This is a genomic window from Paraburkholderia sp. D15, assembly GCF_029910215.1.
Taxonomy (GTDB): domain Bacteria; phylum Pseudomonadota; class Gammaproteobacteria; order Burkholderiales; family Burkholderiaceae; genus Paraburkholderia.
Map to the genome: position 1 here is coordinate 622808 of NZ_CP110396.1, position 12910 is coordinate 635717.

General features: G+C 65.2%; 12 protein-coding genes. All 12 read right to left on the minus strand.

Features of this window, described 5'->3' with window-relative positions; translation table 11 throughout:
* Positions 1 to 4: 4 nt before the first annotated feature.
* A complete protein-coding gene (locus LFL96_RS22540) occupies positions 5 to 1063 on the minus strand; it encodes a substrate-binding domain-containing protein (protein WP_281002917.1) in 1059 nt (352 codons plus the stop codon).
* Positions 1064 to 1157: 94 nt separating this feature from the next.
* Positions 1158 to 2294, minus strand: coding sequence for an ABC transporter ATP-binding protein (locus LFL96_RS22545; protein WP_281003834.1), 1137 nt, complete (start codon positions 2292 to 2294; stop codon positions 1158 to 1160).
* Between the two features lie 41 nt (positions 2295 to 2335).
* On the minus strand, positions 2336 to 3259 hold the full coding sequence (locus tag LFL96_RS22550) for a carbohydrate ABC transporter permease (RefSeq protein WP_281002918.1): 924 nt from the start codon (positions 3257 to 3259) through the stop codon (positions 2336 to 2338).
* On the minus strand, positions 3259 to 4092 hold the full coding sequence (locus LFL96_RS22555; protein ID WP_281003835.1) for a sugar ABC transporter permease: 834 nt from the start codon (positions 4090 to 4092) through the stop codon (positions 3259 to 3261). The genes LFL96_RS22550 and LFL96_RS22555 overlap by 1 nt, the downstream gene beginning before the upstream one ends.
* Positions 4093 to 4248: 156 nt before the next feature.
* Positions 4249 to 5487: an ABC transporter substrate-binding protein gene (locus tag LFL96_RS22560; protein WP_281002919.1), complete on the minus strand. Its 1239-nt coding sequence runs from the start codon at positions 5485 to 5487 to the stop codon at positions 4249 to 4251.
* A gap of 95 nt (positions 5488 to 5582) precedes the next feature.
* Positions 5583 to 6998: a GH1 family beta-glucosidase gene (locus tag LFL96_RS22565; protein WP_281002920.1), complete on the minus strand. Its 1416-nt coding sequence runs from the start codon at positions 6996 to 6998 to the stop codon at positions 5583 to 5585.
* Between the two features lie 159 nt (positions 6999 to 7157).
* A complete protein-coding gene (locus LFL96_RS22570; protein WP_281002921.1) occupies positions 7158 to 8408 on the minus strand; it encodes a DUF2252 domain-containing protein in 1251 nt (416 codons plus the stop codon).
* A gap of 66 nt (positions 8409 to 8474) precedes the next feature.
* Positions 8475 to 9242 carry a hypothetical protein gene (locus LFL96_RS22575; protein WP_281002922.1) on the minus strand — a complete coding sequence of 256 codons (768 nt, stop codon included), beginning with the start codon at positions 9240 to 9242 and terminating at the stop codon, positions 8475 to 8477.
* Between the two features lie 138 nt (positions 9243 to 9380).
* On the minus strand, positions 9381 to 10349 hold the full coding sequence (locus LFL96_RS22580) for a hypothetical protein (protein ID WP_281002923.1): 969 nt from the start codon (positions 10347 to 10349) through the stop codon (positions 9381 to 9383).
* Positions 10350 to 10561: 212 nt separating this feature from the next.
* Positions 10562 to 11518, minus strand: coding sequence for a transcriptional regulator FtrA (ftrA, locus tag LFL96_RS22585; RefSeq protein WP_281002924.1), 957 nt, complete (start codon positions 11516 to 11518; stop codon positions 10562 to 10564).
* A gap of 122 nt (positions 11519 to 11640) precedes the next feature.
* Positions 11641 to 12165, minus strand: coding sequence for a RebB family R body protein (locus LFL96_RS22590; RefSeq protein WP_281002925.1), 525 nt, complete (start codon positions 12163 to 12165; stop codon positions 11641 to 11643).
* 191 nt (positions 12166 to 12356) lie between these two features.
* Positions 12357 to 12761: a rhodanese-like domain-containing protein gene (locus LFL96_RS22595; protein ID WP_281002926.1), complete on the minus strand. Its 405-nt coding sequence runs from the start codon at positions 12759 to 12761 to the stop codon at positions 12357 to 12359.
* Positions 12762 to 12910 lie beyond the last annotated feature (149 nt).

The window sequence follows — 12910 nt, forward strand, 5'->3', positions numbered from 1 at the left end:
ACCGCTACTCGCTACGGCTCAAACTCGCCGAACCTTTGCGCGCCGAAGCACCCGATCCCGGCACCGGCCCCACCGACTTACGCATCGTCACGCTCACCGGAAACTCGCGGAAGATTTCCGACGTGGTGCGATAGCACTGGTTGAGCAGCCAGCGCACCGCGTTCTGCGTGAGATCCGCCGTGGGAATACATACCGACGTGAGTCCCGGCGGCGCATACGCAGCAGAGTAATCGTCGTCGTAACCGATCACCGAGACTTCGTCGGGCACCGCGATTCCCATCTCGTGCAGATGCGCGAGCGCGCTCACCGCCATCGTGTCGTTCGCGCAGAACAGGCCGGTAAAACGCCGCGTGGTCTTCAGCAGTTTCTGCGCGGCCGCGTAGCCGCCCTCCGGCGAAAAGTCCGACTCGATCAGCGTGACGTCGTCCCGTGCGATACCCGCGCGCGCCAGCTCCGCGAAAAACCCTTCCAGCCGCGACTGGTTATCCGATGCGGTGAACGGCCCGGAAATCACCGCGATCTCGCGATGCCCGTGATCGAGCAACGTGCGCGCAGCCAGTTCGCCGCCGTGCCGATGGTCGGCGCAAAACGACGCCTCCGGCAGTTGATCGAACGCGCGGTTCAGAAACACCATCTTCGGATGCATGCGGTGCAGCATGATCAGGTCGTCGTCGAGCAGATCGTGGCCGATCACCACCACGCCGTCGCAGTCGCGGCCGATCAGGAAACGCACCGCCTCGATCGCCTGCTCGCGCGGCGACAGCTCGCCGCAACCGGTCGCCACCACCACATGACGGCGCACCGCGCGCAGTTCCGCGTCGGTCTGTTTAAGAATCGTCCCGTAATAGGAGCCGAAAAAGGTCGGCACGAAAATGCCGACCATGCCGAGCGACTGCGTCGCCATCGCGCGGCCGATCGACGACGGCCGGAAGTTCAGCGTTTCGATCGCCGCCTTCACGCGGGCGGCCGCATCGGCCGAGATCGGCCCCTTGCCGGAAATGGCGCGCGACGCGGTGGACATGCCCACGCCGGCCAGTGCCGCGACATCCTTGAGTGTAGCCACGCGGATCTCCGTCAAACCTTGTTGTAGTTGGTCGCGCCGCACACATCGTCATACGGTTGCGCCGCGGTCGTGCCGCAGTTTCGCCGCAGTTGCGTTACAGGCGCTCTCCTCCTGCTTCGTCGAACAGCGAGACATGGTCCCCGGCGAACGAAAACGCCACGGTATCGCCGGTCTCCACCGGCCTCCTGCCCTGATCGATCGAAGCGACCTGCACTCCATGATAGTCGAGCCAGATGACGCGGTGGTTGCCCATCGGCTCCACCAGCGAAACTTTCGCCCGCTCGCTCATCCCTTCGCCGATCTTCACGTCTTCGGCGCGCACGCCGAGCACGCAGGCGGCGCCCCGCGCCGGCGGTTGCCTGAACGCGTAATGGGACACGTCGAGACGCCATTGCGGCGTGCAGAAATAGACGGCAGCGTCGCGCGTTTCCAGCGTGCCCTTGAGCAGATTCATCGCCGGCGTGCCGAGGAAGGTCGCGACGAACAGATTGTCCGGTCGCGCATAGACTTCGGCGGGCGTGCCGAACTGCTGGATCACGCCGCCGCGCATCACCGCCATGCGCGTCGCCAGGGTCATTGCCTCGACCTGGTCGTGGGTCACATAGATCATCGTCGCGCCGAGACGCTGATGCAGTTGCTTGAGTTCGCGGCGCAGTTCGGTACGCAGTTTGGCGTCGAGATTGGACAGCGGTTCGTCGAACAGGAACACGTCGGCTTCGCGCACGATCGCTCGGCCAATCGCCACGCGTTGCCGCTGGCCGCCCGAGAGTTGCGCCGGTTTGCGCTTGAGCAGCGGCCCGAGTTGCAGCATGTCGGACGCACGCGCCACGCGCCGCGCGATCTCCGCTTTCGGCGTGCCGTTGATCCGCAACGCGAACGACAGATTACGCTCCACGCTCATGGTCGGATACAGCGCATACGACTGGAACACCAGTGCGATGCGGCGATCTTTCGGATCGGCCCACGTCATATCCTCGCCGGCAATTTCGATGCTGCCGTCGCTCACGTCGATCAGTCCGGCGATGCTGTGCAGCAAGGTGGACTTGCCGCAACCCGAGGGCCCGAGCAGCACCACGAATTCGCCGGCGCGCACGTCGAGATCGAGGTTGTCGATCACGGTGTTCGCGCCCAGACGGATCGTCAGATTGCGTACCGCCACGTTGGCCGGATTCGTCAGACCGGCCGCGCCCGTCCTGTCCGCCGCGCCTTCGTTATCCTCCGCATGCGTCATGCCGCCCGCGCTCGCCGTCAGATTCGTCGTTGCCATGCCCATTACCCCTTCACCGCGCCGGATGCGATGCCGCGCACGAACCAGCGGCCCGACACGAAGTACACCGCGAGCGGCACCATCGACGTCAGAATGGTCGCCGCCATGTTGACGTTATAGAGCCGCTCGCCGGTCGTCGTGTTGATGATGTTGTTCAGTTGCACCGTCATCGGCAGGTTTTTGGTGCCGGCGAAGACGAGGCCGAGAATGAAGTCGTTCCAGATGCCCGTCACCTGCATGATGACGGCCACCACGATGATCGGCGTCGACATGGGCAGCATCAGTTGCGCGAAGATGCGCCAGAAACCGCCGCCGTCGATGCGCGCGGCCTTGAACAGCTCCTGCGGAATCGACGCATAGTAGTTGCGGAACAGCAGCGTCATCACCGGCATGCCGAAGATCGTGTGGATCACCACGATGCCGGGCAGGGAGCTGAACAGATGCACGCTGGCCAGCACCCGCACGAGCGGATAGACCATCACCTGCACGGGGATGAACGCGCCCATCAGCAGCACGCCGAACAGTAGCCCCGCGCCGCGCGGACGCCAGAACGACAGCGCGTAGCCGTTCACCGCGCCGATCGCGATCGACAGCACCGTGCTCGGCACCACGATGCGCACCGAGTTCCAGAAGCCGACGCGGATGCCGTTGCAATCGAGCCCGGTGCAGGCGGACTGCCATGCGGCGCGCCAGGGCTGCAGCGTGAAATGCGCGGGAAACGCGAGCAGATTGCCGAGCCGGATCTCGCTCATCGGCTTCACCGAGGTCACCAGCATCACGTACAGCGGCAACAGGAAAAACAGTGCGGCGCTCAGCAGAAACGCGTAGACGCCGAGGCGCGCCGGCGAGAAGACCGCACGACGCCGGCGCGGCCGCGCGCGGCCAGGCACGGGCGCGCCGCCCTTCAGCGGAGAACTGACCGTATTCATCACCTATCCTTGCGTAAGGCCGCGCGGTTGCGGGCATAGAAGAACGGCGCGAGAATCGCCAGCACGGTGGCGAGCAACACGATCGACGCCGCCGACGCGAGGCCGATGTTCGCGCGCCCGAACAGATAGTCCATGATGAACTTGGCCGGCACTTCGCTGGCGGTGCCGGGACCGCCTTGCGTCATCGCGACCACCGCGTCGTAGAGCTTCACGACCATCACGAACAGCAGCACGAAGGCCGTGGACATCGACGGCCCCAACATCGGCACGACGATGCTCGCATAGACGCGCCAACGCGGAATGCCGTCGATGCGCGCAGCCTTCCACAACTCGTCGTCGATGCCGCGCAGGCCCGCGAGCAGCAAGGCCATCACCAGCCCCGAGGCCTGCCAGACGGTGGCGATCACGATCGTGTAGATCACCCAGTCCTGATCGACGATCCAGTCGAAGCGTGCGTGCGCGAAGCCGAGCTTGTGCAGCACGGCCTGCGCGCCGAGTTCGGGATTCAGGATCCACTGCCAGACGAGCCCGGTCGCCACGAACGACATCGCATACGGATAGAGAAACACCGTGCGCAGCACGCCCTCCGCCACCACCCGCTGATCGATGAAAATCGCCAGCAGCAAACCGATCGCCATGCACGCGACGATGAAGCACGCGCCGTAGATCACGATGTTCTGCAGCGACAGCAGCCAGCGGTCGTTATTGAAGAGCCGCACGTATTGCGTGAACCCCGCGAAATCGCCGGACGGAAACGTGCGCGAATTGCTCAACGACACGCGCGCGGTCCAGACCATCGTGCCGAGATACGCGCACACGACGGTCAGGATCATCGGCAGCAACGCAAGCCAGGCTGCGACGGAAAACCGCTTGCCGAGCGGCTTCCTTTGCGGCCGGCCGTGCTGCCGCCTGCGCGCGGCCGAATCCCGCGCGCGCGCCGCGTCTTTCGCCGCGCCGCCGGACGCCTTGAGCGCATGCATCTCGCGCCCCTAGCTCTTCAGCGCGCTGGCAAAGGCTTTCTGCGCGTCGTCGACCGACTGGTTCTTGTTCCAGAAGTTGGTGATGACGTCGATCAACGCGCCCTGCGTATCCGGCGACAGCAGCATTTCCGGATTCGGCAACTGACGCGATTTGTCCTTCATGATCGCGATGCCCTCCTTCGCGCAGATGTCGAGACTGCTGGCGTCCACGTCGGGACGAATCGGAATCGAGCCTTTCTTCGCGCTGAACGCGACCTGCGCGGACGGCGAGGTCATCACCGTGGCCAGCAGATTCTGCGCCTTGATCGCGGTGGGATTATCCGTCTTCGGAAACACGAAGACGTCGCCTGCTACCAGATACGGCGAATGCGGGCCGAAGCCGGGGAAGCAGCCGAAGTCCTTGCCCGCGACCTGGTTGGCCGCCGAGAACTCGCCCTTGGCCCAGTCGCCCATGATCTGCACACCCGCCTTGCCGGAAATCACCAGCGCGGTCGCGTCGTTCCAGTTGCGCCCGGGCGAGCCCGCATCGACGAAATCGTGCAGCCGCTTGAACGCGGCCAGCACCTTTTTGAAGGCGTCGGACTTCACCGCGTTCATGTCGCGGTCGCGATACACCTTCAGATAAAGGTCGGGACCGCCGACGTCGGCGAACACCGCGTCGAACGTGATCTTCTCCTGCCATGGCTGGCCGCCCAGCGCGAGCGGAATCACGCCCGCCGACTTGAGCTTCGCGAGATCGGCGAGGAACTCGTCGTAGTTCTTCGGCTCGGCGGCAATGCCGGCCTTCTGGAACACGGGCTTCGAGTAGAAGAACCAGGCGGGCATGTGAATGTCGACGGGCGCCGCGTAGTAATGCCCCTTCACGCGGATGCTGTCGAGAATGGACGGCGGAAACACGCCGTTCCAGTTTTCCTTCGCGGCGACCTCGTCGACATTGTTCAGCAGACCCTGATCGATCAGGTCGTGAAACTGCTTCGACGTATTGAACTGCGCGGCCGTGGGCGGATCGCCGCCGACGATCCGGTTGATCGCGGTGGAGCGCGCCTGATCGGCGCCCGCCACCGCGTTGTCGATCCATTGGCCACCGGCCTTGTTATACGCATCGGCGAACTGGCGAATCGCGGCCGACTCGCCGCCCGAGGTCCACCAGTGAATCACGTTGGCCTTCAAGGGGTCCGCATGCGCGACGACGCCATACAGCGCCAGTGCCGCCACCACACCTCGCAGGGCCATTTTTCTGCTGTTCATTCCGTCTCCCATGTTTCCAAGTCGACATACAAACCAGCGCTGACTGCCTTTCTACCCGCTCGCCATCGTTCTTATCGCCGCGACCGGTGACCCTGTCATGAAGAACGCGCGTTGCGCTCCTTCAAAAACTTCGCCACCAGTTGCGCGCTGCGTTTGAGCGTGCGTTTCTGCGTCGCATAGTCGACGTGCACGATGCCGAAGCGCCGCTCGTAACCGAACGCCCACTCGAAGTTGTCCATCAGCGACCACAGGAAGTAGCCGCGCACGTCCACGCCCGCCTTGATCGCCTGATCGACGGCGGCAAGATGGCGCTTGAGGAAGGCGATGCGCTGGGTGTCGTCGACCTGGCCGTCGGTCACCTTGTCGTCGGACGCCATGCCGTTTTCGGTGATGTAGATCGGCGGCAGGTTCGCGTACGTCTGCCTGAAGCCAACTAGCAGATCGCGCAAACCGTCCGGGTGGACCTCCCAGCCCATCTGCGTGCGCTCCACGCCGGCCAACGGCACTTCCCTGAAACCCTGCGCGCCGTCGCTCTCGACATTGGTGCGGAAGTAATAGTTGACGCCGAGGAAGTCGAGCGGCGCGCTGATGGTCCGCATGTCGCCGTCGAGCACCAGCGGCTCGGTCCCCGGCCACAGGTCGAACAGATCGCGCGGATACTCGCCCTTGAGCAGCGGATCGAGTATCCATGCGTTGTGCTGCACTTCGAACAGATGCGCCGCGCGGCGATCCTCGCGGCTCTCCGTGTTCGGCGTGCCGCGCCCCATGTTGGCGACGATGCCCTTCAACGAAGCGGGATCGTTCGCGCGCAATACCGGCACCGCGAGACCGTGCGCGAGCAGCAGATGGTGCATCGCCTGCGTCGCGAAGCGGCCGTCGGCGAGACCCGGCGCGTGGTGGCCGTTGCCGTAGCCGAGATACGCGGAACACCACGGCTCGTTGAGCGTCGCCCAGGCGTCGACGCTGCCGGCCAGCTCGCGGCTCATCAGGTCCGCGTAATCGGCGAAGCGGTACGCGGTATCGCGATTCAGCCAGCCGCCGCGATCTTCCAGATGCTGCGGCAGATCCCAGTGATACAGCGTGACGGAGGTGGTGATGCCCTGCTCTTTCAGATGCGCGAGCAGGCGCTTGTAGAAGTCGAGGCCCTTGCGGTTCGGCGCGCCGGCCGCGTCCATCACGCGCGGCCATGCGATCGACAGCCGGTAGGCTTCCAGACCGAGGCCGGCCAGCATGTCCACGTCTTCGCGCCAGCGGTGATAGTGGTCGCACGCGACAGCGCCGGTGTCGCCGGCGAGCACCTTGCCGGGCGTTGCCGAAAAGGTGTCCCAGATCGATGGCAGGCGGCCGTCCTCGTGCACGGCGCCTTCGATCTGATACGACGCGGTGGCGGCGCCGAGCAGAAAATCCTTGCGCCACAGCGACGAGTCCGCGGGCGGCGTGAAGGGATCGGCGGTCGATTGAGCGGCGGATGAGCCGGAGGGAGCGGATACAGCGGATGCGTCGTGTGCCACGGATTCTCCTGCGCTGAGGTCGTTGAACCGGGTACGGCGGAAAGCACGGCGCCCGGGCGCCGGGCGGTCGGGCGAGTAGCGAAAGCGTGGTGAAAACGCAGTGGAAGCGCTTCCACACCGGTCCAGCGAACGATATCAGCGCGGCAATCCGCGCAGCAATCAGGGTTTGTCTGGAGCGCGGCGGGCATGCGCGGCGCTATGCTGCGCGGCGGCGTCGAACTCGCCGCGATCGTAGGCCTCGCAGTACGCGGCCCAGTCGGCGGCGACCTGGGCCTCGCATTGGGTCGCCAGTTCGATCAACGGCAACTGCCAGTCGCGGCGATTGCCGAACGCGATCAGTTCGTCCGCGATCGACGAATGCTGGCGTCCGCCGCTACGCAGATGCGCCCACGCGCTCAACTCGGCCATGCTGTTGATGACGGCTTCGAGACGCGGCAGGTCGCCGTTCCAGTCACTGAGCGCGACGCGGTCTTCCGAGGGCTGCAGACTGCGCAGTACATAGGAACGCTGATTGAAATCGACCGCGTGCAGAAACGCTTGCGATACCGCCTGATTGCGCCGCTGCACATCGACGACGCGTTGCGCCTCGCTGTGCCATGTCGGCTGCGGCGTGCGCACGTGCGGCGTGACCGACGAAGGCAGCGCTTCTTTCAGATCGATCAGGAAATTGCCGTCCGGCGAACCCTTGCCCTCCACCAGCATCACGTAACGATCCACGCCGAGACTGCCGGTGCCGGCAATGCGCCGCGCGACATCGAGGATGCGATAGAACGCCGGATTGGGCTGACTCGCCGCGAACTGGTTCATGAACGCCGTGACCGCCGCACGCTGTTCGTCGCTCACGGGCAGCGCCTTCTTGCCGTCCACCTTGAGCACGCGGGTCTTGCCCTTCAGCACGGTGCGCCGGTCCAGGTAAGCGGCACGCGGCCGGCTCGCGAGCGCATCGAACAGATCGCGCACCATGCCGACGGACGTCTGCCCTTCGATCCAGCGCGCCTTGCCGAATGCGAGCGCCGCGCCGTACGCATCGAGCGCGGTATGACAGAGCGCGAGGGCCTGCGCGCGGCTCAGCTTGAGATCGCTCGCGCCGACCAGCACGCTGGTCAAAAGACGCGCGAGCTCATAGAGATTGGGTGCGAGGCAGGCTTCGTCGAAATCGTTGTTGTCGAAATAGACGAGGCGATTGTCGCCCTTGTAGCTGCCGAAATTTTCCAGATGCATGTCGCCGCAAATCCACACTGGCGGCGCCTCGTCGAGCACTTTATCGCGCGGCAGGCGCGCGTAGAAAAGATGACAGGTACCGCGCAGAAACACGAACGGCGACGTGCGCATGGCACGGTACTTCATCGCGAGCCGTTCGGGGTCGCGGCCGGCATTGAAGCCGGCGATGATCTTGACGATGTCGGACATCGGGTTCCTCTTGATAACTGCGTTGCTTCTTCAATGTTTCGGTGCGTCAGGATGCCTCGGCGATTCTCAACGCGGACGGATCGAATCCGCGAGCGCATGCAGGTTCAACGGCTTCACGCGAATCACGCCGCCGCGCGGACTGTCGATATCCGCGATCAGCGTAAACGACAGCGACACCACCAGCGGCACGATCAGCAGCAACCCGGCGCCGGACTTCAGGCCGCGCGCGCCGTAGCCGACCAGCAGATTCGCGCAGACGGCCATCAGGGCCATCAGCGCCCACGCGGCGTACGGAATGCGATTCCACCACGCGGCCTGCGTATAGCCCTGCGTGTTCAGCACGTCGTTCATGCCGGCGACCGCCAGCGCGACCACCGGCGTGGGCTGCGCGCTCGCCGCGTTCTTCACCGCCGACCACATCGCATTCTGCAGGCGTTCGGTCTCGAGATTGACGCGCGCGAGTTGCTGATCGTCGCGCGTCACATAGAAATCGATGCGCTCGTCGAGATACGTTTTCAGCAAACCGCGCACGGCGGCGGCATCGGCAGCCGGCAACAGATCCGCGCGCACGTATTCGGTGCCGATCGCGTTCGCTTCCTCTTCCTCGTAGTTCTTGCGCTGATCGTAACGCCCCACCGCCATCGAAAACGTAAAGCCGATGATGAGCGCCAGCAGCGTCAGCGTGGCGGCCTGAATCACGCCGAAATCCTCGCGGGCATCTTCCTCGATCTTTCTGAAGCGCCGCAACAACGCCGCGCCGATGCGCGCCGCCAGCCACATCGCGATGAACGACACGATGAACACGAGCACGGGATAGTCGAGGATGTTTTGCATGGTTGGGCGTTCTGCTCGGAGGAGTGGATCGGTAAACGCTGTGCCGACTTCGATGCCGATACTGACCGATACTGACGACGTGGCACGACATGACACGACACGACGTGGCGCGCACCACGTCACATCACGTCGCTTCGCTCAGAAACCGGAAACCAGATAGTAGCGCCCGTCGGCAGTCACGTTGACACCGAATCCGCAGGCCGTTACCGATCCATGCGTGAGCACGTCGAGCGTATCCGGCGCGGAGAGCCGGAATTCGAGCAGGCATCGGTCGTCGTGCCGCTCATAAGGCGTGAGATTGCCGATCTTCGCGGTCGCCTCCAGCGGTGCATCGCTGCCGGTGTCGGGCACCGGCACGCGCGCCACGCCGTCGTGGAAACGCACATAGGCCGACACGTTGCCGGTGCTCGCGCCGGGTTGTCCATCGTCGCCGACGGTGGGATGCATGAAATCGCCGTCGATCCGGTACACGCCGTGCCGCCCTTTCACCGGCTTCATCGCAATGCTGTTCCATGCGTCGAAGTTCAGGTAGTGGACGAAATGCGCGCCACCCGGCGGCACGCCCTGCACCACGTCCTTGCCCGCGATCGCCGCGAGCCGTTCGCGCGCGGCATTCACGGCGCGGCCGAGCAGCACGTCGTTCGGGTAATCGTCGCCGCGGCTTACCGCCGTGCGATACGACGCGCGCGCGTCGGACAACTGGCCCAGCTTCGCCTGCACGTCGCCCTGATGCACGTACGCCATCGCCACGCGGGCCCGCGCCGAACTGCTGGCCTTTGGCGAGTTCTCCTCGTCGGCCTGCATCGTGGTCGCCTCGGCGAGTGCGCCTTCCATCGCGACGAGCGTCTGCGCTTCCTTGACGCGGCCCGCTTCGAGCGCCGCGACGCCCAGCGCCGCGCAGGACGCATTGGTGCGGCACGGCACCTCCTTGCCCGCCAGCAGCGCACGGCGGTACAGTTCGGCGCGCGTTTCGCCGCGTTGGGCCTGGGTCGGCTGGGCCTGGGTCGGTTGACCAGGTATCTGCGCCGCGACGATGCCCGGCGCGAGCGCGGTCACCCCGGCTGATGCGACCACGACGACAGCAGCGAAGACGGTTTTGACGTTCATTGGAAGTGACGGGACGGTGGCCATGACGCGTTCAAACGACGCGTTTCGAAAATCCGTTGCGTTGCGTTGCACGACTGCGTGCAAGCGTCCGCGCTATGCACTGCACATAAACCACGGCTGGCGTAGCGGCGCGAGCACTCGCCACGATGCTGACAGAAAAATGTCGATTGCGCGAACCTGTTGCGGATAGGCTCGCGACGCGCCGGTTTGTGCTAGGCCGCGCCGAACTTCTTGCGATACGCGGCGGGACTCGTCAACGCGATGCGCCGGAAATGCCGCCGCAACGACTCCTCGGAGCCGAAGCCCGCCAGCGCCGCGACACGCGACATGGACAACGGTGTCGGCGCCTCGAGTAGTTCGCGGGCCATCGCGACGCGTTCGCGCACAAGCCATTCGTAAGGCGCCATGCCGGTCGCGTCGTGAAACTGCCGTTGCAGCGTACGCGGGCTCATGGCCGCCCGCTCGGCCAGCGAGCGCAAGGTATGCGGCAAGGCCGGATGCGCGCGCACCCAGTCCATCAGCCGCGCGACGCGTCCGTCCTCGTCCGGCGGCATCGGCCGCGGCACGAACTGCGCCTGACCGCCCTCGCGATGCGGCGGCACCACGAGCCGCTGCGCGACCCGGTTGGCGACCGCGCCGCCGTGATCGCGCCGCACCAGATGCAGCAGCATGTCCAACCCCGCCGCCGATCCCGCCGACGTGATGATCTGCCCTTCGTCCACATACAGCGCGTCCGCCTGCACACGCACGTGCGGATAGCGCTGCTGAAGCTTCTCCGCGTAGCGCCAGTGGGTCGTGACGGTCTTGCCGTCGAGCACGCCCGCGGCGGCCAGCACGAACACGCCGGAACAGATCGAACAGAGCCGCGCGCCGCGCTCGTAGGCGGCGCGGATTTTTTTCAGCAGCGCGGGCGGCGGCACTTCGTCCGCGTCGCGCCAGCCGGGAATGACGATGGTGTCCGCGCGCGCCAGCATCCTCGGCGTATAAGGCGCGGCCACGGTGATGCCGCCGGCCGCACGGATCGGACCGGGCTCGATCGCGCACACGGCGAAGCGATACCACTCGACGCCGAGCTCGGGACGTTCGAGCGCGAACAGTTCGGTCACGCAGCCGAATTCGAAGGTGCAGAGCCGGTCGTAAGCCAGCGCGACGACGAGATGATTGTGCATGGCGCGATGTTACCGGAGTATCGCGATCGCGCCATGCGTCGTGACAGGTGACTCGTGAATCATGAGCGGGCGTCCGGGCGGTTCACCCGGCCCGGAATGTAGCGTATTGTTTGCTGATCGGCTTAACCGTACGACGGTGGTTCGGCGCCGGTGAGCGCCTTATATTGCCGGTCGGCATCGTCGTCCGACCAGCGGGTGAACGCACCGTCCGCATGGGCATGCGATGCCAGCTCCCTCGCGCCGATCGTTTCGAAACCGCTGCCCGCGTGCGCATGGCAAAACAGCGCCAGCGCCTTGGGTTCCCGCGAGGCGCGAAGCCCCGACGGCCCCGCGCAGGCCAATTCAACGCATTGTCTCGTGCGCGGCGATGCGAGATACAGCGCGGTCGTCACGTCCACATGCGCGCCTTCGCCGGCGGCTGTCGTATCGACGCTGTAAATCTGCATCACGCCTTGATTGGCAGCCGCCTGCTCGAGCGAGTTCTGTTGCTGTTGCGACGACACCGCGTTCTGAAACAGGATGCCTGTCGAATGTTGCATGGCCTCGTACGGCGTCTGCTGTGCCGCAGCCGGCAATTCGCGCGGCACATGAACATCGGTATGGGTAACGACGCGAGCCTTGTCCGGACCGGACGACGAAGATGTCATGCTGGATTCCCCCTCGGTTGAACGCGCCACGGGCGGCAGCCCGGATCGATGCGCGCAAGGCGCTGCCTCTCATTCGCAGCGTGCGGAATTCTGGCATGCGCGCGGGGTTTTATCCATGTCCGATACGTCGTCGTCCTGGCTCGGCACTTATCTGGCGCTTGTCTGGCGCTTGTCTGGATACTCCCCCGCTGTCACTCACCCGTCACGAGGTCGTAACCCTCGTCGAGCCAGCCGGTGACGCCACCGATCATCACCTTCACCGGACGGCCGAGCTGCGCGAGCACGATAGCCGCACGCGTCGCGCCGTTGCAGTGCGGACCCGCGCAATAGGTGACGAAAAGCGTGTCGGGCGGATAGGCGGCGAGCTTCGACGCGACGATCTTGCCACGCAACAGATTGATGGCGCCCGGCACATGACCGCGCGCGAAATGGGCGGGACTGCGCACGTCGAGCAGAACGAAATCGAATGCGTTCGGGTCGTCGCCCGTCATCGCCGCGTGGACGTCGGCGCAATCGGTTTCGAACGCCAGGGATGCACTGAAGTGAGCGAGCGCGGCAGCGCTGTCGGCGGCGGGCACGGCTGAGACTGGGGACATGCAAGGCTCCGGTTTGAGTGAATCGATGCCATGCATTGTCCGGTTCCCGCCTAAGCGCGACCAGCGGCGTAATCGACATAGTTCGGTAACATCGCGCCACAGTTGCGACGGGGCGGGTTGCGTGCGCTGAGCCCCGACGCCCGGCGCGG

What these genes read in the sequence shown, in the direction of transcription:
- LFL96_RS22550 (WP_281002918.1), bottom strand. Translation starts at nt 3,259, where the DNA reads ATGAATACGGTCAGTTCTCCGCTGAAGGGCGGCGCGCCCGTGCCTGGC.
- LFL96_RS22575 (WP_281002922.1), bottom strand. Translation starts at nt 9,242, where the DNA reads ATGCAAAACATCCTCGACTATCCCGTGCTCGTGTTCATCGTGTCGTTC.
- LFL96_RS22555 (WP_281003835.1), bottom strand. Translation starts at nt 4,092, where the DNA reads ATGATCCTGACCGTCGTGTGCGCGTATCTCGGCACGATGGTCTGGACC.
- LFL96_RS22560 (WP_281002919.1), bottom strand. Translation starts at nt 5,487, where the DNA reads ATGAACAGCAGAAAAATGGCCCTGCGAGGTGTGGTGGCGGCACTGGCG.
- LFL96_RS22570 (WP_281002921.1), bottom strand. Translation starts at nt 8,408, where the DNA reads ATGTCCGACATCGTCAAGATCATCGCCGGCTTCAATGCCGGCCGCGAC.
- LFL96_RS22595 (WP_281002926.1), bottom strand. Translation starts at nt 12,761, where the DNA reads ATGTCCCCAGTCTCAGCCGTGCCCGCCGCCGACAGCGCTGCCGCGCTC.
- LFL96_RS22580 (WP_281002923.1), bottom strand. Translation starts at nt 10,349, where the DNA reads ATGAACGTCAAAACCGTCTTCGCTGCTGTCGTCGTGGTCGCATCAGCC.
- LFL96_RS22590 (WP_281002925.1), bottom strand. Translation starts at nt 12,165, where the DNA reads ATGACATCTTCGTCGTCCGGTCCGGACAAGGCTCGCGTCGTTACCCAT.
- ftrA (WP_281002924.1), bottom strand. Translation starts at nt 11,518, where the DNA reads ATGCACAATCATCTCGTCGTCGCGCTGGCTTACGACCGGCTCTGCACC.
- LFL96_RS22545 (WP_281003834.1), bottom strand. Translation starts at nt 2,294, where the DNA reads ATGACGCATGCGGAGGATAACGAAGGCGCGGCGGACAGGACGGGCGCG.